Genomic DNA, 18,524 nt, shown 5'->3' with positions numbered 1-18,524 from the left:
ATATGGTCTACGCGCGCAACCGTACGGCGCACCGCCGCGTCGCTGATGTTGCCCGGGTTCGCCCGGGCAACCGGCATGGCGCGACTCGTACGGGGGCCGCGAGCGGGCACGGGACCGGTGAACAGTGCGATACTCGGACAGTTCCGACGAGTGGATGACGTGTCAAAAAGGACACGCACCCCCGGGGGACCAGGACGGGACGAGGCAGGGAGGCGCGGCATGGGAGCACTTCGCGACGAGCACCACAACGGGTGGCTGATGCCCTCGGGGAACTACCCGGCCGCGGTGTACGACGACGAGTGGGTCGAGCAGGAGACGGTGTCGTCCGCTCCCGCGCCCGCGAAGATCGTCTCTTTGCGGCCGACCGGTTTCGAGGCGGCACGCACGGTCGGCGAGCACATCCGGGCGAGCATCCCGGTGGTCATGGACCTCACCGAGATGGAGGAGGCCGAGGCCAAGCGGATGGTGGACTTCGCCTCCGGGCTGATCTTCGGCACCCAGGGCGGCATCGAGCGGATCGCCCGCCGGGTGTTCCTGCTCACCCCGGCCGACGTCGAGGTCATGGTGATCGACCGACCGCTCGACGAGACCGGGTTCTACAACCAGAGCTGAGACCAGCAGAGCCGGGACCGGTCGAGCCGAGCCCGACGGAGCTGAACCGGCCGCGCGACCGCGGCACCCCCGACCGGGGACGGCACCCGCCGTCCCCGGTTTTTTGCCGCCCCGACGCTGGCGATCAACGCCTCATCCGAGACTCATATCGTCATTTTGAGACATCCATGTCTCAGATGACCTACACTCGCATCATGGCCACCGATCGCGACACCGTCCTGGAAGCCGCCGTCGGCGTACTCTCGCGCCGCCCGACCGCCCACCTGGACGAGATCGCACGTGCCGCCGGGATCAGCCGCGCGACCCTGCACCGGCTCTTCCCCGGCCGCGAGGCCCTGATCCGCGAAGTCGGACTGCTCGGCCTGCACCGCTTCGCCGCCGCCCTGGACACCGCCGCCGTCGAGGACGGCGACGCCGAGGCCGCGCTGCGCCGGCTCGTCGACGCCGCCGTCCCGGACGCCGCGCTCTGCGCCTTCCTGGCCGGCGAGAACCAGCTCTACGACGACGACGGCGTCAACGACCTCTGGGAGGTCCAGATAGCCCGGCTGCACGCGCTCTTCCTGCGCGGCCAGCAACAGGGCGTGATCCGCATCGAGCTGAGCGCCGCCTGGCTGAGCGAGGCCTTCTTCGACCTGGTCGCCGGCATCGGGTGGGCCATCCAGGACGGCCGCCTCGCCCCGCGCGACGCCGCCTTCTCGCTCGCCGAGCTGTTCCTCGGCGGCGCACTGCGCCGAGCGGACGCCCCCACTCCCCCGCCCACAGCACCTTCGGCCCGCACACCGGAAACCGATACACCATGAGCAGTACCGTCCACACCCCCACCCACAGCACCCCCCGCCAGCGCTGGACCGGCCTGGCCGTCCTCGTCCTGGCCGTCACCGTGGTCGCCCTCGACGCGACCGTCCTCTCCCTCGCCATCCCCTCCATCAGCGAGACGCTGCGCCCCAGCGGCACCCAGCTGCTCTGGATCGGCGACTCCTACTCCTTCGTCCTGGCCGGCCTGCTGGTCAGCATGGGCGCGCTCAGCGACCGGATCGGGCGCAAGAAGCTGCTGCTGATCGGCGCCGCCGCGTTCGGCGCCGCCTCGCTGCTGGCCGCCTACGCCCCCGGCGCGAGCTGGCTGATCGTGGCCCGCGCGCTGCTCGGCGTCGCCGGGGCGACGATCATGCCCTCGACCCTGTCGCTGATCCGCGGCCTCTTCCCGGACGACCGGGAGCGGGCCACCGCGATCGGCATCTGGGGCGCGGCCGCCACCGCCGGCGCCGCACTCGGACCGGTGGTCGGCGGGGTGCTGCTGGAGCACTTCTGGTGGGGCTCGGTGTTCCTGCTGAACATCCCGATCCTGCTCCTGCTGCTGGTGTTCGGCAGCTGGCTGCTGCCGGAGTCCAAGGACCCGAAGCCGGGCCGCTGGGACGTGCTCAGCGTCGCCCTGTCGATGGCCGGGGTGATCGGCACGGTCTACGCGATCAAGGAGGCCGCCGCTCACGGTGTGGCCCGCTGGGACGTCCCGGTCGCGTTCGTGCTGGGCGCCGCCGCGCTGACCGTCTTCGTCCGCCGCCAGCTGCGGCTGGAGACCCCGCTGCTGGACGTGCGGCTGTTCCGCGACCGGCGGTTCACCGCCGCCGTACTGGCCTCGCTGATCGCCCTGATCGGCCTGTCCGGGGTGGTCTTCGTGACCTCGCAGTACCTCCAGCTGGTCCGCGGCTACGAGCCGCTGCGAGCGGGCCTGGCGGAGCTGCCCGCCTTCGTCGGCGCGGTGGTCGGCGGCCTGCTGACGGCCCGGCTGGTGCGGCGCACCGGCGCCCGGGCGGCGCTGACCGGCTGCCTGCTGGCAATGGGCCTCGGCGTGGGCGTGCTCGGCTGGCTCCAGCAGGACACCACCTACCTGCTGCTGGCCGCGTCCTTCCTGCTGGTCGGGACGGCCGAGGGGGTGGTCTACACGCTCGGCGCCGACCTGGTGCTGAGCGCCGCGCCCGCCGAGAAGTCCGGCGCCGCCTCGGCGGTCTCGGAGACCGCGTACGAGCTGGGCACCGCGCTCGGCATCGCGCTGGTCGGCTCGGTGGTCGGCTCGATCTACGCGAGCGGGCTCACCGTCCCGGCGGGGACGGACGCAGCGGCCGCGGCGCGGGCCGGCGAGTCGCTGGGCGCGGCGGTGGAGACGGCGCACGGGCTGCCGCAGGGCGTCGCGGAGCCGCTGCTGGCGAGCGCCCAGGAGTCCTTCGTACACGGCATGAACAGCGCCGGCCTGCTGGCCGCCGTACTGCTGGTCGGCGCGGCCGCGATGGCCTGGCGGCTGCTGCGGGGCCTGGACACCGCGGCCGCCCCGGGCACCCCGGTCGAGGCGTCCGCGCCGGAGAAGGCCGACGCGTAGGCACGTCCGGCCACGCAAAACGCTCGGCTGGGAAACCCCAGCCGAGCGCCTGCATGAACTTCATCACGGCCTGATCAAACCGCCCACGTGGTGCAACGGCCCCGGGAAACCGCCCTCGGAACCGGCCGGACGACGAGGTCCCGCTGGACTCCTAGTACCAGTGGTGGGTCTGCCAGAAGGCCCAGGCGGCGTTCGGGCTGCCGTAGCGGGTGTTCATGTAGTCCAGTGCCCACTTGATCTGGGTGGTCGGGCTGGTCTTCCAGTCCGCGCCCGCGGAGGCCATCTTGGAGGCCGGCAGCGCCTGGCCCAGTCCGTAGGAGCCCGAGCTCGGGTTGGTCGCGGTCACGCTCCAGCCCGACTCGTGGGAGACGATCTGGCTGAACGAGGCGAGCTGGTCCGCCGGCACGATCTGAGCGGCGATGGCCTGCGGGGAGGCGTCCGCGGCCGAGGCGACGGCGGGGACCGCGGCCGCACCCAGGGCGGTCAGACCGGCGGCGCCGGCCAGAACAGCGGCGGAAGTACGCATACGAAGCTTGAAAGTGGGCATGTAGGGCTAGACCTCAATCGGGTTGAGCCGGGTCACGCCCCGTTCAGACCATGGCCGGACAGGGGCCGAATTGGTCACAAGGAGCGACTTGGCAGTGAGCCACATCCGGCGGGACAGGAGCCGGTGTGGCTTGATGCAGCAATTGTTGCCAGGTGGCATCGGTCGCCGACAAGACCCCCTTGTTACGATCCGCCGTCGTACGTCCCGGGTGATGACGTTGATTCGCAGGGCGGGCTACGCGGTCGGCCAATGCGCTGAGCTGCGCAGATGTCGCGATCGAGAGTGGCGGGCGGCGCCGGGAACGACCACTATCGCCCGTCGTGGACCTTTTTCGGTGTGAGCGGGCTCACGGTTTATGTCATGGTTTGTCCGATTTGCGAGTCACTGACCGAACTGCTGCCGCTGCTCTGAGTGCAGACGATCTTCCTGGACCGAGACCCGCGTCACACTCGGATGTGTGAACCGCACACGCCGCCGACCGCGCAAGGGGGCGCCGCCCCCGGGCAGGGGTTCCGATCAGGGGAGACAAGGACTCCGCCGACCGGTGATCGAGGTGGCCGCTCCCCGCCGGAGCGGCGATTCCGGCGGGGAGCGGTGCGGCTCGACGAGGGTCTGGCACCAACGCGCCCTCGGAGCCAACCGGCAGGGGGGAAGAAGGGGCCCCGCCGGCGCCCGTTCGCCACCACCACGATGACGAACAGGCGTTGAATCCCGCCACCGCAGGGGGAATGAGCACTCACTGTGGCGGCGGGGGCTTGTCAGTCCGGTCCGCGGTTCGACCACAGGCCGGAGGCGAGGTCGCCCTCCCAGCCGTCCCGGCAGCGGCGCGGCAGCCGTTGACCACGGCGGTCCGGTTCGGCCCGCAACTCCCGGTGGCCGCTTCGCACGAATCCCTCGGCGCCGCCGTTGGCGGCCGGCATCATCGCGAACTCAGCGTCCAGCGCCCCTTGGGCCGAGCTCGTACGAGCTTTGGGGCGGCATCACGGTGATCAACTCGTCCCCCACCTCGGGCACGTTCGGTCCCGTCGTCCGCGCCATGGCGGCAAAGCCCCCCGCCGCCAACGAGCTGACGTGCAGCCCGGCGAGCAGCATCTCCCCCGAGGTCACACCGGCTCCGGAAACATCGGCCGGCGCTGCGAGTTGCTCCCGGTGCCCGGCGCGATCTCCCTGGGGTCGCACTGGCGCAGCTGGTCGGGCCTGGTCGTCCACTCACGGCCCCCGCCGAGCGGCCTCAGAAAGGCCGCCCCGCAGAGGATTTCCATGAAGACCCCCTCCCTCGGCCTGCCGTCGGCGTCACGGTGTTTCAGGTCCCGCACCACCTCGTTGGGGACGAGGTCGGGCAGCACGGATTTCGGGTCTTCGGACATGGGGGTCTCCGTAGCGCTTCGCTCTTGGCTTGTCACTTGGTGTAGCCATGGTGGCGCGACAGCCTCTACGATCGGAAGGGTCTTACCTTTGACAGCAATGTCGCGTGAAGGAGCCGAAGGATCACGGCTGAAGCCGAGGTTGACGCCCAAGCATCACCGCAGGTGCGCTTTGGCCAGGAACTTCGCAGGTCACGACGGGCAAGGCGCTGGTCGCAGGCCGCAACTGCCAAGCGCCTGGGGTATTCAGGCGCGCACATCTCATATGTCGAGAACGGGAAGCGTTCCCCAACACGGTCGTTGGCGGTTAAGGCCGATGAGGTGTTCGAGTCAGGCCAACGGTTCTACGAGTTGTGGCGACGATTCAGCCGCGCAGCGCTTCTTGAAGGCTTCGCCGAGTTCGCCGACGCCGAAGCCCGGTGCCGGCGGCTGAGAACGGTCGGCCTGATCATCGTCCCTGGACTGTTCCAAACCCCTGCCTACGCAAGGGCGCTGGCACAGGCAGCCGTCAGGCGCGGCACGATCACCGCCGCTGAGGCCGACGAACGCACCGACTATCTGTCGCTACGTCAGGAGATCCTCACCCGGAAGACTCCCCCGATGTTTCACGCAGTGCTCGAAGAGGGCATTCTCCTCCGCCCCGTCGGCGGTCCGCAGGTCATGGCCGAACAGCTCCACCACCTTGAGGAACTGGCCCAACGCCCGAACGTCACGCTGCAGGTCGCTCCGTTCGGAATCGGCGAAAACCTGGCGTTCAAGCTGCCAATCGTCCTGTTGGACCTGCCAGACCATACGGTCGTGGGGTACGCGGAATCGACGGCGAAGGGCCATCTTGAGCGGTCTCGCACAACGGTTGCAGCATGGGAGAGAGAGTACGATCAGATGCTGGTGGAAGCGCTGCCGCAGGCCGCATCCCAGGCGATGATCCGCAGGGCCCGAGAGGAACTCCAATCATGACCGACCGCGTAGACCTGTCCGGCGCTTCCTGGGTCAAGTCCTCGTACTCCGACAACGGTGGTGACTGCGTAGAGGTCGCCACCAACTTCCCCGCCCTTACTCCCGTCCGTGACTCCAAGGACCCCGAGGGTCCTGCCCTCGTCTTCCCCGCCGACGCCTGGTCGTCGTTCGTCGCCGCCGTCCGGGCCGGCGAGTTCGGCGAGGTCTGACACACCCGCGCTGTCCGAGCCCCACTACCCGCAGCGGGTAGTGGGGCTCGCGTGTTTCGGCCGGTGACAGTGTTTCAGCCGCGTTCACCGCATGCCCGTCCGTGGTCTTGTGCACCGTGCGGGCGACGACGTTGGATGTACACCATCCACTGACCGGTGGTCGGCCGCTCCACCAGCGGCTGGGACGCCACCTCCGGCAGCTACAGCTCGACCACCCCCGAGGACGGCAGGGTGACCCTGCTCAGCAAGTGGCCGATCCTGCGCAAGGAGCAGTACGTCTTCAAGGACGCCTGCGGTTCGGACTACTGGTCGAACAAGGGCTTCGTCTACGCCGTGCTGGACGTGAACGGCCTGCGCACCCACGTGGTCGGCACCCACCTGCAGTCCACCGACTCGGGCTGCTCCAGCGGCCAGCCGGCCGCCGTCCGCGCCAGGCAGCTCACCGCCATGCGCGACTTCCTGGACGCCAAGCGGATCCCGGCGAACGAGCCGATCGTGCTCGCCGGCGACCTCAACATCGACTCGCACGGCTCCGAGTGCCAGGCCCTGCTCGACAACGCCAACCTGGCCCCGGCCTCCGCCCGCACCGGCTGGCCGTACTCCTTCGACACGGCCGACAACTCCATCGCCGCCTACCGCTACCCGGGCGAGCCCAAGGAGGACCTGGACTACGTGCTCTACCGGGCCGACCACGCCCGCCCGCAGCAGTACGCCAACCAGGTCCTGCGCACGCACAGCGCGCCGTCGACGGTGAGCAGTTGGGGCAAGAGCTACACCTACACCGACCTGTCCGACCACTACCCGCTCGTCGCACGCTGACCCGCCCGACGGACAGGCCCTAGCCTGCCCCGAAGGGCAGTTCCAGCTCGGCCCAGACCACCTTGCCGTCCCTGGTCAGCCGGCTGCCCCAGCGCTGGGCCAGCTCGCTGACCAGGAACATGCCGCGCCCGCCCTCGTCCTGTTCGGCGAAGGGGCGCAGCTGCGGGGTCGGCCCGCCGGCGTCGGCGACCTCCAGGGTGAGCACCCGGTCGCGGAACAGCCGCAGCCGCCGCGGCGCCTCGGCGTGCAGCAGGGCGTTCGTGACCAGCTCGCTGACCAGCAGCTCGGCGTAGTCGGCGAGGGCGGACAGGCCCCAGGCGTCCAGGGTGGCGCGGGTGAAGCGGCGGGCCTTGCCGGGCAGGCGGCCGCCGCCGGTGAGCGGGAGGGTGGCGACCCGGTCGGCGGGCAGTGGCAGCACCCTGGCCATGATCATCGCGATGTCGTCGTCGGTGCCGTCGGTGACGAGCGCCCGGAGGACGGCGTCGCAGCTCTCCTCCAGCGTCCGGCCGGGCCCGGAGAGGGTGCGGGCCAGCACGTCGATGCCCTCGTCGAGGTCGCGGCCGCGCCGCTCGACCAGCCCGTCGGTGTAGAGGGTGACCATGCCGCCCTCGGGAAGGGTGAACTCGATCGACTCGAAGGCCACCCCACCGACGCCCAGCGGCACGCCGGGCGGCACCTCGATCCTGCTGGCGGTGCCGTCGGGGGCGACCCAGACCGGCGGCAGGTGGCCGGCCGCGGCGATCTGGACGGTGCGCTCCAGCGGGTCGTAGACCGCGCATATACAGGTGGCGAACTGGCCCTCGCCGATACCCGACGCGGTCTCGTCCAGCCGGGTGAGGACCTGCTCGGGCGGCATGTCGAGAGTGGCGAGCGTCCGGGCGACGGTGCGCAGCTGGCCCATCGTGGCGGCGGCCCGGATGCCGTGGCCCATCACGTCGCCGACCACCAGGGCGACCCGGCCGCAGGACAGCGGCACCACGTCGAACCAGTCGCCGCCGACCTCGCTGACCACGCTGCTGGGCAGGTAGCGGTAAGCGATCTCCAGGCCCAGGGTGCGGTGGATCTCCTGCGGCAGCAGGCTGCGCTGCAGGGTGAGCGCGGTCTCCCGCTCGCGCCGGTAGAGCCGGGCGTTGTCGATGGCCAGGGCGGTGCGGGCGACGAGTTCCTCGGCGAGCGCCACATCGGCGTCGCTGAACGGCTCGGGGTTGCGCATCCGGATGAACTCGGAGCCGCCGAGCACCATGCCCCGGGCGGTGAGCGGCACCATCAGGTACGAGTGGATGCCGGCTGCTATCCCGGGGGCGACCCGGTCCTCGCTGGCGACCAGGCCGCGCAGCACCTCGGCGTCCACGTGGGAGCGCAGCAGGGGACGGCCGCTGCGCAGGCACTGGGTGTAGCTGCGGTCGGGGGCGTACTCGGAGGCCTCGCCGACGGTGTCCACGGCGTGCGCGAGGCCCGACTCGTAGGACTCGCCGACGGCGACGGCACGCAGCGTGATCGTCCGGTCGGCGGGGATCGCGGTGGGCTCGGCCCCGCGCAGCACCGGCTCCAGCAGGTCCACGGTGGCGAAGTCGGCGAACCGGGGGACGACGGCCTCGATCAGCTCCTCGGCGGTGCGCTGGAGGTCGAGGGTGGTGCCGATCCGGGCGGTGGCCTCGGCGATGGTGGCGAGCCGCTCCTGGGCGCGGGCGGCGCGGGCCTCGGCCTGGAAGCGCTCGGTGACGTCGATGATCGACGAACAGACCCCGAAGACCTGGCCGGTGGAGTCCTCCAGCCGGAAGTAGGAGGCGGACCAGGCGCGGTCGTGTGTCGGGTCGCCGGGTACCCGGCCGTGCGAGCGGGCGTCCACCACGGGCTTGCCGGTCTTGAGCACCTGTCTCATGATCTGCTCGATCTCGACGCTGTTGATGCCCGGCAGCACCACCGATAGCCGGCGGCCGAGGTGGCCGGCGACCGTGACGCCGTTCATCCGGGCCAGCGCCTCGTTGAGCCGGACGAAGCGCAGCTCGGTGTCGTAGACGGCCATGCCGATCGGCGAGCGGCCGAAGACGCCGTCCAGGACCGCGAGGTCGGCCTCGATCGCGTGCAGGGCACGGGTGTCGGAGGCGGTGGCGAGCAGCAGCAGGGTGCCGGCGGGTCCGGCGATCGGGTAGGTGCGGCACTCCAGCTCGACCCGGTGGCCGTCGCGGTGGCGGACCGGGAAGACGCCGGACCAGCCGGTGCCGGCCATGATGTCGGCGAACAGGGCCAGCACCTCGGGGCGGTCGGTGCCGTCGGTGAGCAGTTGGGCGGCGTAACTGCCGACGGCCTCCTCGGCGGAGTATCCGAGCAGCGCCTCGGCGTCCTCGCTCCAGTGCAGGATCAGGCCGTCGTCCTGGAGCAGGGCCGTCGCGAGCGGGACGATCCGATGGCCATCGGGGCGTACGGGGGCGCCGCCAGGTACGGTGCCGGCGGCGTCGGTCGCGTCCCACTCGTGTCCGTGCATGATCAGGCAGCACCCCGGTTCGGCTCGTGCCCGGCCGGGTGGGACTCGCGGTCCGTGTCGGCCGGGGTTCTTCTCCAGACTGCACGGACATCGGCCGCCCGGCGACCCCTTGGTCAGGGGCCGTCCGGTCGCTCCGGTTGTACGGGCGTCATGGGCGTACCGGCCGCAGCGTACTCTCCAGAACGCCGGTCCACTGCCGGATCACCCCGGATCGTCGGACGCTGTCGTCGGTGAGCAGGTTGGCCAGGCCGAGCCCGCGGGCGAGGTCGAGGGTGGCCTGCACGGATTCGCGTACGCCCGGCCGGGTCTCGTCGGCGTCCAGGAACTCGACGGCGGCCCGGTGGGCCTCGCGCCCGACGTGGCCTTCCAGGGCGATGATCCGCTCGCGCAGCGGCTCCTCGGTGGCGGCGGCCGTCCACAGGTGCAGCGCGGCGCGGAACAGCGGGCCGGTGTAGAGGCGGACGATCATGTCCACGACGGCCCGGGTGCGGTCGGGGCCGGCGGCCGGCAGGTCGTCCGCGTGGGCGCGGACGGCTGCCAGCCGCTCGGCGGTGACGTGCTCGACGGCCGCGGTGAACAGGTCCTCGCGGGTCGGGAAGTGGTGCTGGGCGGCGCCACGGGAGACCCCGGCGCGTTCGGCGACCACGGTGACGGTGGAGCCGTGCCAGCCGAGCTCGGCCAGGCAGTCCACGGCCGCCGCGAGCAGCCGGGCCCGGGTCGCGCGGCTGCGGTCCTGCTGGGGGGTGCGGGCGGCGGGGTGGCTGGTCATGGCTGGCGGCGGTTCCTGTTCCGGTGAGGGCTCGGCGGGCCGGTCCTGCCCGGTGGGCCCGTCCTGCTCGGCGGGTCGATCTTCACAGACGGGCGCCGGTCTTCGCCCGCCGGGGCCCCGGCCGGTCAGCGGGCGGCCTCGGACGCGGCGGCGTGGCGCTCGGCCTCGCGGGCGCGCAGCTCACGGCGGAGGATCTTGCCGGCCGCGGACTTGGGGACGACGTCGACGAACTCGACCGCGCGGACCTTCTTGTACGGGGCCACCTGCCCGGCCACGTACGCGGTGACCTCCTCCGCGGTCAGGCCGCTGCCCGGGACCCGGACCACGAACGCCTTGGGACACTCGGTGCCGTCGGCGTCCGGGACGCCGATCACGGCGGCGTCGGCGATCTGCGGATGGCCGAGCAGCACGGCCTCCAGTTCGGCGGGGGCCACCTGGTAGCCCTTGTACTTGATCAGCTCCTTCACCCGGTCGACGATGTACAGGTAGCCGCGGTCGTCGACGAAGCCGACGTCGCCGGTGTGCAGCCAGCCGTCGGCGTCGATCATGGCGGCGGTGTCGGAGGGGCGGCCGAAGTAGCCCTTCATCACCTGCGGGCCGCGGATCAGCAGCTCGCCCCGCTCGCCGGGCCCGAGGTCGTCGCCGGCGCCGTCCAGGGCGGTGACCCGCAGCTCGGTCGAGGCGATCATCCGGCCCACCGACCCGGGCGAGGGGTCGCGCTCCAGCGGGGAGACCACGTGGGAGACCGGGGACAGCTCGGTCATGCCGTAGCCCTGGAGCAGGTGCGGCAGACCCAGGCGGCGGGCACAGGCGGCGGCGAGCTCCGGGTCCAGCGGGGCGGCGGCGCACAGCAGGTACTCGACGGAGGAGAGGTCGAAGCGCTCCACGGCCGGGTGCTTGGCGAGGGCGAGCGCGATCGGCGGGGCGACCACCAGCGCCTGCACCCGCTGCTCCTCGATGGTGCGGCAGAACTGCTCCAGGTCGAAGCGGGGCAGCACCACCACGGTGGCGCCGCAGCGCAGCGGCTGGTTGAGCAGCGCGGCCAGGCCGTAGATGTGGAAGAACGGCAGGACGGCGAGCACCCGCTCGCCCTCGGCGGGCCGGTAGACGGAGTCGACCTGGGCGAGGTTGGTGGCGATCGAGCGGTGGGTGAGCATCACGCCCTTGGGCAGGCCGGTGGTGCCGCTGGAGTAGGGCAGCACCGCGATGTCCTCGCCGGGGTCGACGGCGACCTCGGGGGCGGGGGCGGTGGCGGCCAGCAGGTCGGCGAGCGAGCGGTGGCCCTCGGCGCCGTCCAGGACGAGGATCTCGGCCAGCGGGCAGCCCTGCTCGGCGAGCAGGTCGGCGGCCTTGCGGGCGGTCGGCAGGAACGGGGAGACGGTCACCAGCCAGCGGGCGCCGCTGTCGCCGAGCTGGCCGGCCAGTTCGGCGGGCGTGGCCAGCGAGGACACCGTGGTCACGGTGGCGCCGGCCCGGGTGGCGCCGTAGAACGCCATCGGGTAGCCGATCGTGTTGGGGCTGAACAGGGCCAGTACGTCGCCGTGGCGCACCCCGGCCTCGGCCAGCCCGGCGGCGACCCGCTCGACGGCGGCGGCGAGCCGCGCGTAGCTCACGCACTCCCCGCTGACGCCGTCGATCAGGGCCGGCCGGTCGCCGTGGCGCGCGGCGCCGCCGAGCACCGCGTCATGGATCGGCAGATCGACCACGGGGACATCGGGAAACTCGCTACGGAACACCAAGTTGTGCCTCCACAAAGGTAGTTGACGCATGAACGGACCCGATGGCGGGTCAACCGAGGGCGTGAACAGGAGCATACGGACCGTAAAGTCCAGCACTGCAAAGTTCGCCGAGATATCCCTCTGGTGACCCACCCGGAGCCCGTCCGGCACTCCCTGATGGGACAGGACCTTCGGCCGGTCTCAGTACGACTTCGGCAGGCCGAGGGTGTGCTGGGCGACGTAGTTGAGCACCATCTCGCGGCTGACCGGGGCGACCCGGCCGACCCGGGTGGCGGCCAGCAGTGCGCCCAGCCCGTACTCCTGGGTGAGGCCGTTGCCACCGAGGGTCTGCACCGCCTGGTCGACCGTCCGGGCGGCGGCCTCGCCGGCCGCGTACTTGGCCATGTTGGCGGCCTCCCCGGCGGCCACGTCCTCCCCCGCGTCGTAGAGCAGCCCGGCCTTCTGGGTCATCAGCCGGGCCAGCTCGATCTCCACCGCGCACTGGGCCAGCGGGTGGGCCAGTCCCTGGTGGGCGCCGATCGGGGTGGACCAGACGGTACGGGTCTTCGCGTACTCGACGGCCTTGCCGAGCGCCTGGCGGGCCAGGCCCAGGGAGAAGGCCGCGGTCAGGACCCGCTCGGGGTTGAGGCCGGCGAACAGTTGGAGCAGACCGGCGTTCTCGTCGCCGACCAGGGCCTCGGCGGGCAGCCGGACCTCGTCCAGGAAGACCTGGAACTGCTTCTCGGGGGCGACGAGTTCCATCGGGATCGCCCGGTACTCGAAGCCGGGGGTGTCGCGCGGGACGACGAACAGGCAGGGCTTGAGCCGGCCGGTGCGAGCGTCCTCGGTACGGGCGACGAACAGCACGGCGTCGGAGTGGTCGATGCCGGAGACGAAGACCTTGCGGCCGGTCAGCAGCCAGTCCTCGCCGTCGCGGCGGGCGACGGTGGAGATCCGGTGTGTGTTGGAGCCGGCGTCCGGTTCGGTGATGCCGAAGGCCATCTTGCGGCTGCCATCGGCCAGTCCGGGCAGCCAGCGCCGCTTCTGCTCCTCGGTACCGTAGCGGGCGATCACGGTGCCGCAGATCGCCGGGGAGACGATGAGCAGCAGCAACGGGCAGCCGGCCGTGCCCAACTCCTCCAGCACGATGGCCAGATCGGTGATGCCGCCGCCTCCGCCGCCGTACTCGGCGGGCAGGTTCACCCCGAGGTAGCCGGCCTTGCCGGCGTCCGCCCACAGTTCGTCGGCGGGCTCACCGGCCCGGGCCTTGGCGAGGTAGTAGGCCGAGCCGTAGCGGCGGCCGAGGTCGCCGACGGCCTGGCGCAGGGCCCGGCGTTCGGGGGTCTCTATGAGCTGACTGCCGATGGTGGACATGCTGGTCCTTCCGGGTCAGGCTGTGGCGGGTTGCACGACGGCGAGCAGGGTGCCGAGTTCGACCTGTCGGCCGGGGACGGCGCGCAGTTCGACCAGGACGCCGTCGGCGGGGGCGGTGACGCGGTGCTCCATCTTCATCGCCTCCAGGACGAGCAGCGGCTGTCCGGCGGTGACGGTGTCGCCGACGGCGGCGGTGGTGCGAACGACGGTGCCGGGCATCGGGGCGAGCAGCGCGCCGGGGTCGATCCGGGTGGCGGGGTCGGGGAAGCGCGGCAGGGCGGTGAGCGCGATGCCGCCGTCCGGGGTGTCGACGTACACCCGGTCGCCGTAGCGCGCGACGCGGTGGCCGCGTCGCACGGCGCCCTCGCGCAGCGTGACCTGCCCGGGTGCGGCGTCGACGAGTTCCGCCCCCGGGTGGCCGTCGGCCAGCAGGCCGTCGCGGGTGAGGCGGTAGCGGACCTCCACCTCGGTGCCGTCGTCGGCCCGGTAGCGCTTGGACTGCGACTGGGAGGGCAGGTTGCGCCAGCCGGAGGGCAGGGCGCCGTGCGGCGCGGTGCGGCGGGCGGCGGCGTCGGCGAGGGCGGCGGCCAGGGCGGCGCGCGCGGTCTCCTTGCGGTCCGGGGCGGTGAGGTCGGCCGCGTGCTCGGCCAGGAAGCCGGTGTGCAGGTGTTCGGCCAGGAAGGCCGGGTGCCGCAGCGCGCGAACCAGCGACTCCCGGTTGGTGGCCGGGCCGTGGATCCGGGCGCGGGCGAGCGCGTCGGCCAGGCGGCGGGCGGCGGCGGCGCGGGTCGGCGCCCAGGCGATCACCTTGGCGAGCATCGCGTCGTAGTGCGCGGTGATCTCGCCACCGGCCGCCACACCGGAGTCCAGCCGGACGCCCTGGCCGGTGAACTCCTGGTGCAGCACGGTGAGTTCGAGGCGGTGCAGGGTACCGGTGGCGGGCTGCCAGCCCTTGGCCGGATCCTCGGCGTACAGCCTGGCCTCGATCGCGCAGCCGGTGCTCGGCGGCGGGACCGGCCCGGGCAGCCGCTCCCCCTCGGCGACGGCGAGTTGGAGCGCCACCAGGTCCAGTCCGGTGACCGCCTCGGTGACCGGGTGCTCGACCTGGAGGCGGGTGTTCATCTCCAGGAAGAAGAAGCGGCCGTCCGCGGCGAGCATGAACTCCGCGGTGCCGGCGCCGGTGTAGCCGATCGCCCGGGCGGCGCTGACGGCCGCCGCGTGCAGGGCGGCGCGCACCACATCGGGCAGGCCGGGGGCCGGGGCCTCCTCGATCACCTTCTGGTGGCGCCGCTGCAACGAGCAGTCCCGGTCGCCGACCGCCCAGACCGTACCGTGCGTGTCCGCCAGCAGCTGGACCTCGACGTGCCGCCCGGTGGGCAGGTAGCGCTCGCAGAACACCTCGTCCGAGCCGAAGGCCTTCGCCGCCTCGGCGCGGGCCGCGGCCAGTTCGGCGGGCAGCTCGGCCAGCGTGCGCACCACGCGCATGCCGCGGCCCCCGCCGCCGGCCGCGGCCTTGACCAGCACCGGCAGGTCGGCCTCGGCGGGCTCGGCGAGGGCGGCCAGGACGGGCACCCCGGCCTCGGCCATCAGCCGCTTGGCCGCCGTCTTGGAACCCATCGCGGCGATCGCGGCCGGCGGCGGGCCGACCCAGACCAGCCCGGCGTCCAGCACGGCCTGCGCGAACTCGGCGTTCTCGGACAGGAATCCATACCCGGGGTGGACGGCGTCCGCCCCCGCCTCCAGCGCGGCGCGGACGATCAGGTCGGCGCGCAGGTAGGTGTCGGCGGGCGCGGCGCCGGGCAGCCGGACGGCCGCGTCGGCCTCGTGGACGTGCGGGGCGTCGGCGTCCGGATCGGAGTGGACGGCGGTGGTCGCGATGCCCAGCGCGCGGCAGGTGCGGAAGACCCGGCGGGCGATCTCGCCCCGGTTGGCGACCAGCAGGTTGGTGATCATGTCTCTTCCCTCACAGCTCTGGCTCACATCCGGAAGACGCCGTAGCCGCGCGCGCCCTCGACCGGCGCGTTGTGGATCGCGGACAGGCAGAGGCCGAGCACCGTACGGGTGTCGCGCGGGTCGATCACGCCGTCGTCGTACAGCCGCCCGGACAGGAAGACCGGCAGCGACTCGGCCTCGATCTGCTGCTCGACCATGGCGCGGATCGCCGCGTCCGCGTCCTCGTCGTACGGCTGCCCCTTGGCGGCGGCCGACTGGCGGGCGACGATCGAGAGCACCCCGGCGAGCTGCTGCGGGCCCATCACCGCGGACTTGGCGCTCGGCCAGGCGAACAGGAAGCGCGGCTCGTACGCCCGCCCGCACATGCCGTAGTGGCCGGCGCCGTAGGAGGCGCCGAGCAGCACGGAGAGGTGCGGCACCCGGGAGTTCGCGACGGCGTTGATCATCATCGCGCCGTGCTTGATGATGCCGCCCTGTTCGTAGTCCTTGCCGACCATGTAGCCGGTGGTGTTGTGCAGGAACAGCAGCGGGATGTCCCGCTGGTTCGCCAACTGGATGAACTGGGCGGCTTTCTGGGACTCCGCGCTGAACAGCACGCCCTGCGCGTTGGCCAGGACGCCGACCGGGTAGCCGTGCAGCCGGGCCCAGCCGGTGGCCAGGCTGGCGCCGTAGAGCGGCTTGAACTCGTCGAAGTCGGAGCCGTCGACGATCCGGGCGATCACCTCGCGCGGGTCGAAGGGCACCTTGAGGTCACCCGGGACGATGCCCAGCAGCTCCTCCTCGGCGTACCTCGGCGGCTCGGCGAGCCGATCCGGAGCGGGGCCGGGCTTGCGGTGGTCCAGCCGGGCGACGATCCGCCGGGCCAGGCGCAGCGCGTCCGCCTCGTCCGCCGCGAAGTGGTCGGCCAGGCCGGAGGTGCGGGCGTGCATCTCCGCGCCGCCCAGCGACTCGTCGTCGGCCTCCTCGCCGGTGGCCATCTTGACCAGCGGCGGGCCGCCGAGGAACACCTTGGCCCGCTCCCTGACCAGCACGGTGTGGTCCGACATGCCGGGGACGTAGGCGCCGCCGGCCGTGGAGTTGCCGAACACCACGGCCACGGTGGGGATTCCGGCGGCGGAGAGCCGGGTGAGGTCGCGGAAGAGCGCGCCGCCGGGGATGAAGATCTCCTTCTGGCTGGGCAGGTCGGCGCCGCCGGACTCCACCAGGTTCACCACCGGGAGGCGGTTGTCGAACGCGATCTCGTTGGCGCGCAGGGCCTTGCGCAGGGTCCACGGGTTGCTGGCGCCGCCGCGCACCGTCGGGTCGTTGGCGGTGATCACGCACTCCACGCCCTCGATCACCCCGATACCGGTGACCAGCGCCGCGCCCACCGGGTAGTCGCTGCCCCAGGCGGCCAGCGGGGAGAGCTCCAGGAACGGCGAGTCCGGGTCGACCAGCAGCTCGATCCGCTCGCGCGGCAGCAGCTTGCCGCGGGCGCGGTGGCGGTCCACGTACTTCGGACCGCCACCGGCCAGGGCCTTGGCGTGCTCGGCGTCCAGCTCGGCGAGCTTGCCGAGCATCGCGGCCCGGTACTCGGCGTACTCGGGCCCGACCGGGTCGACGCGGGTGGGCAGCACGGTCACAGCAGGGTCTCCGGGATGTCGAGGTGGCGGGAGCGCAGCCACTCCCCGAGGGCCTTGGCCTGCGGGTCGAAGCGGTGCTGGGCGGCGACGCCCTCGCCGAGCAGGCCGGTGAGGGTGAAGTTGACCGCGCGCAGATTCGGGAGGAGGTGCCGGGTGATCGGCAACTCGGCTGTTTCGGGAAGGAGTTCGCGCAGCTTGTCGACGGTGAGGGTGTGCGCGAGCCAGCGCCAGCCGGCCTCGGAGCGGGCCCAGACGCCGAGGTTGGCGTCGCCGCCCTTGTCGCCGCTGCGGGCGCCGGCCACCAGGCCGAGCGGGGCACGGCGCAGCGGCCCGGCCGGGGGTTCGCCGGAGCCTCCCCGGCGCAGCGGCCCGGCCGGGGGGTCGCCGGGGAGGTCCGGCTCCCCGGCTGCCGGCTCCTCGGTCTGGGCGGGTCGGGCGGTCACCGGCGCCGGCGGGACGGCGATCCGGCGGCCGTCCGGCAGGACGGCGGTGTGCTCGACGGCCTTGGCGTCGACGTACGCGGCGGTGAACACCCCGTACGGCGCGCCGGGGCCGGGCGGGGCGGTGAGGTGGAAGCCCGGGTAGCCGGCCAGGCCCAACTCCACGGCGGCCTTGCCCAGTTCGCGACCGACCTTGGCCGGGTCCGGGTCGCGGGCGGTCAGCCGGAGCAGCGCGGAGGCGGCCTCCTCGGTGGCGGCATCCGGGTGGTCGGTCCGGGCGAGCGTCCAGCGCAGTTCGGCGGGCCGGGCGGCGGGCGGCAGGGCGTCAGCGAACTGCCGTTGCACCAGGGCGGCCTTGGCCTCGATGTCCAGGCCGGTGAGGACGAACACCACCTCGTTGCGGTGGCCGCCGAGCCGGTTCAGGCCCACCTTCAGCGTGGGCGGCGGCGCCTCGCCGCGCACCCCGTCGATCCGGACCCGGTCCGGGCCCTGCTCGGTGAGCCGCACCGAGTCCAGCCGGGCAGTGACGTCCGGGCCGAGGTACCGCGCTCCGCCCGTCTCGTAGAGGAGTTGGGCGGTGACGGTACCGGTGGTGACGGCGCCGCCGGTGCCCGGGTGCTTGGTGATCACGCTGGATCCGTCGGCGTGCAGTTCGGCGATCGGGAAGCCGGGGCGGGTGACGTCGTGCTCGCGGAAGAACGCGTAGTTCCCGCCGGTCGCCTGGGCGCCGCACTCCAGGACGTGCCCGGCGACCACCGCCCCGGCGAGGGCGTCGAGGTCCGCCGCCGTCCAGCCGAAGTGGGCGATCGCCGGCCCGGCCACCAGCGCCGCGTCGGTGACCCGCCCGGTGACCACCACCTCGGCGCCCGCGTCCAGGCAGGCCGCGATACCGAAGCCGCCGAGGTAGGCATGGGCAGCCAACAGCCCCTCGGGCAGGTCGAGTTCGGCGCCGCGCGGCAGCAGGTCATCCCCCTCGACGTGGGCCACGGCCACCGTGAGGCCCTGGCGCTGCGCCAGGTTCCGCAGCTCGGCGGCGAGTCGGGCCGGGTTCAGCCCGCCCGCGTTCACCACGATCCGCACCCCGCGCTCCTGCGCCAGACCGAGGCACTCCTCCATCTGCCGCAGGAACGTCCGGGCGTACCCGAGCGACGGGTCCCTGAGCCGGTCCCGGGCCAGGATGAGCATCGTCAGCTCCGCCAGGTAGTCCCCGGTGAGCACGTCCAACGGCCCGCCGGTGAGCATCTCCCGCACCGCCGCGAAGCGGTCCCCGTAGAAGCCCGAGGC

General features: G+C 72.7%; 15 protein-coding genes and 1 pseudogene. 6 read left to right on the top strand and 10 right to left on the bottom strand.

Going from position 1 to position 18,524, the window contains the following annotated elements:
- Positions 1-219 precede the first annotated feature (219 nt).
- The 3 genes from ACIOJE_RS34480 to ACIOJE_RS34470 all read left to right on the top strand — a co-directional run bounded on the left by ACIOJE_RS34480 (position 220) and on the right by ACIOJE_RS34470 (position 2,983).
- Complete coding sequence (locus ACIOJE_RS34480) at positions 220-612, top strand: cell division protein SepF (RefSeq protein ID WP_280685684.1); 393 nt, start codon at positions 220-222, stop codon at positions 610-612.
- Positions 613-806: 194 nt separating this feature from the next.
- Complete coding sequence (locus ACIOJE_RS34475) at positions 807-1,412, top strand: helix-turn-helix domain-containing protein (RefSeq protein WP_280685683.1); 606 nt, start codon at positions 807-809, stop codon at positions 1,410-1,412.
- Positions 1,409-2,983: an MFS transporter gene (locus ACIOJE_RS34470; protein ID WP_400781681.1), complete on the top strand. Its 1,575-nt coding sequence runs from the start codon at positions 1,409-1,411 to the stop codon at positions 2,981-2,983. The genes ACIOJE_RS34475 and ACIOJE_RS34470 overlap by 4 nt, the downstream gene beginning before the upstream one ends.
- 151 nt (positions 2,984-3,134) lie before the next feature.
- On the opposite strand, the gene ACIOJE_RS34465 is transcribed toward ACIOJE_RS34470, so the two are convergent.
- From ACIOJE_RS34465 to ACIOJE_RS34455, 3 genes are all read right to left on the bottom strand, one after another.
- Positions 3,135-3,509, bottom strand: coding sequence for a lytic transglycosylase domain-containing protein (locus ACIOJE_RS34465; RefSeq protein WP_400781678.1), 375 nt, complete (start codon positions 3,507-3,509; stop codon positions 3,135-3,137).
- A 779-nt stretch (positions 3,510-4,288) separates the two neighbouring features.
- Positions 4,289-4,453, bottom strand: coding sequence for a hypothetical protein (locus tag ACIOJE_RS34460; RefSeq protein WP_280685680.1), 165 nt, complete (start codon positions 4,451-4,453; stop codon positions 4,289-4,291).
- 180 nt (positions 4,454-4,633) lie between these two features.
- Positions 4,634-4,897 (bottom strand): hypothetical protein, encoded by a 264-nt coding sequence (locus tag ACIOJE_RS34455; protein WP_400781675.1) that lies wholly within the window; start codon positions 4,895-4,897, stop codon positions 4,634-4,636.
- A 162-nt stretch (positions 4,898-5,059) separates the two neighbouring features.
- Between ACIOJE_RS34455 and ACIOJE_RS34450 the strand changes: the two genes are divergently transcribed.
- From ACIOJE_RS34450 to ACIOJE_RS34440, 3 genes and pseudogenes are all read left to right on the top strand, one after another.
- On the top strand, positions 5,060-5,851 hold the full coding sequence (locus ACIOJE_RS34450; RefSeq protein ID WP_400781672.1) for a Scr1 family TA system antitoxin-like transcriptional regulator: 792 nt from the start codon (positions 5,060-5,062) through the stop codon (positions 5,849-5,851).
- Positions 5,848-6,060, top strand: coding sequence for a DUF397 domain-containing protein (locus ACIOJE_RS34445; RefSeq protein ID WP_400781669.1), 213 nt, complete (start codon positions 5,848-5,850; stop codon positions 6,058-6,060). Before ACIOJE_RS34450 ends, ACIOJE_RS34445 begins: the two co-directional genes overlap by 4 nt.
- Positions 6,061-6,213: 153 nt before the next feature.
- Positions 6,214-6,879 (top strand): annotated as a pseudogene (locus ACIOJE_RS34440) (endonuclease/exonuclease/phosphatase family protein); the annotation flags it as partial.
- 19 nt (positions 6,880-6,898) lie between these two features.
- On the opposite strand, the gene ACIOJE_RS34435 reads toward ACIOJE_RS34440, so the two are convergent.
- From ACIOJE_RS34435 to ACIOJE_RS34405, 7 genes are all read right to left on the bottom strand, one after another.
- A complete protein-coding gene (locus tag ACIOJE_RS34435; protein ID WP_280685676.1) occupies positions 6,899-9,364 on the bottom strand; it encodes a SpoIIE family protein phosphatase in 2,466 nt (821 codons plus the stop codon).
- A gap of 148 nt (positions 9,365-9,512) precedes the next feature.
- Positions 9,513-10,133 carry a TetR/AcrR family transcriptional regulator gene (locus tag ACIOJE_RS34430; RefSeq protein ID WP_400781665.1) on the bottom strand — a complete coding sequence of 207 codons (621 nt, stop codon included), beginning with the start codon at positions 10,131-10,133 and terminating at the stop codon, positions 9,513-9,515.
- A gap of 125 nt (positions 10,134-10,258) precedes the next feature.
- Entirely contained in the window at positions 10,259-11,872 is a 1,614-nt protein-coding gene (locus ACIOJE_RS34425) for a 4-coumarate--CoA ligase family protein (protein WP_400781662.1), read from the bottom strand.
- 180 nt (positions 11,873-12,052) lie between these two features.
- Positions 12,053-13,225, bottom strand: a complete 1,173-nt coding sequence (locus tag ACIOJE_RS34420) for an acyl-CoA dehydrogenase family protein (protein ID WP_400781660.1) — start codon at positions 13,223-13,225, stop codon at positions 12,053-12,055.
- Between the two features lie 15 nt (positions 13,226-13,240).
- A complete protein-coding gene (locus ACIOJE_RS34415) occupies positions 13,241-15,178 on the bottom strand; it encodes an acetyl/propionyl/methylcrotonyl-CoA carboxylase subunit alpha (RefSeq protein WP_400781657.1) in 1,938 nt (645 codons plus the stop codon).
- A 23-nt stretch (positions 15,179-15,201) separates the two neighbouring features.
- Complete coding sequence (locus ACIOJE_RS34410; RefSeq protein ID WP_280685671.1) at positions 15,202-16,800, bottom strand: acyl-CoA carboxylase subunit beta; 1,599 nt, start codon at positions 16,798-16,800, stop codon at positions 15,202-15,204.
- A complete protein-coding gene (locus ACIOJE_RS34405; RefSeq protein ID WP_400781736.1) occupies positions 16,797-18,482 on the bottom strand; it encodes an acyclic terpene utilization AtuA family protein in 1,686 nt (561 codons plus the stop codon). The genes ACIOJE_RS34410 and ACIOJE_RS34405 overlap by 4 nt, the downstream gene beginning before the upstream one ends.
- Positions 18,483-18,524 lie beyond the last annotated feature (42 nt).

Origin of the sequence: Kitasatospora sp. NPDC087861 (genome assembly GCF_044742585.1) — a bacterium.
GTDB lineage: Bacteria > Actinomycetota > Actinomycetes > Streptomycetales > Streptomycetaceae > Kitasatospora.
The sequence above is the reverse complement of the archived record's forward strand: the minus strand, read 5'-3'. Positions and strand labels throughout refer to the sequence as shown.

Bases quoted from the DNA above. Each gene is read 5' to 3' on its own strand.
- ACIOJE_RS34480 (WP_280685684.1), top strand. From the start codon at position 220: ATGGGAGCACTTCGCGACGAGCACCACAACGGGTGGCTGATGCCCTCG.
- ACIOJE_RS34475 (WP_280685683.1), top strand. From the start codon at position 807: ATGGCCACCGATCGCGACACCGTCCTGGAAGCCGCCGTCGGCGTACTC.
- ACIOJE_RS34470 (WP_400781681.1), top strand. From the start codon at position 1,409: ATGAGCAGTACCGTCCACACCCCCACCCACAGCACCCCCCGCCAGCGC.
- ACIOJE_RS34465 (WP_400781678.1), bottom strand. From the start codon at position 3,509: ATGCGTACTTCCGCCGCTGTTCTGGCCGGCGCCGCCGGTCTGACCGCC.
- ACIOJE_RS34460 (WP_280685680.1), bottom strand. From the start codon at position 4,453: ATGATGCCGGCCGCCAACGGCGGCGCCGAGGGATTCGTGCGAAGCGGC.
- ACIOJE_RS34455 (WP_400781675.1), bottom strand. From the start codon at position 4,897: ATGTCCGAAGACCCGAAATCCGTGCTGCCCGACCTCGTCCCCAACGAG.
- ACIOJE_RS34445 (WP_400781669.1), top strand. From the start codon at position 5,848: ATGACCGACCGCGTAGACCTGTCCGGCGCTTCCTGGGTCAAGTCCTCG.
- ACIOJE_RS34435 (WP_280685676.1), bottom strand. From the start codon at position 9,364: ATGCACGGACACGAGTGGGACGCGACCGACGCCGCCGGCACCGTACCT.
- ACIOJE_RS34430 (WP_400781665.1), bottom strand. From the start codon at position 10,133: ATGACCAGCCACCCCGCCGCCCGCACCCCCCAGCAGGACCGCAGCCGC.
- ACIOJE_RS34420 (WP_400781660.1), bottom strand. From the start codon at position 13,225: ATGTCCACCATCGGCAGTCAGCTCATAGAGACCCCCGAACGCCGGGCC.
- ACIOJE_RS34415 (WP_400781657.1), bottom strand. From the start codon at position 15,178: ATGATCACCAACCTGCTGGTCGCCAACCGGGGCGAGATCGCCCGCCGG.
- ACIOJE_RS34405 (WP_400781736.1), bottom strand. From the start codon at position 18,482: ATGCTCACCGGCGGGCCGTTGGACGTGCTCACCGGGGACTACCTGGCG.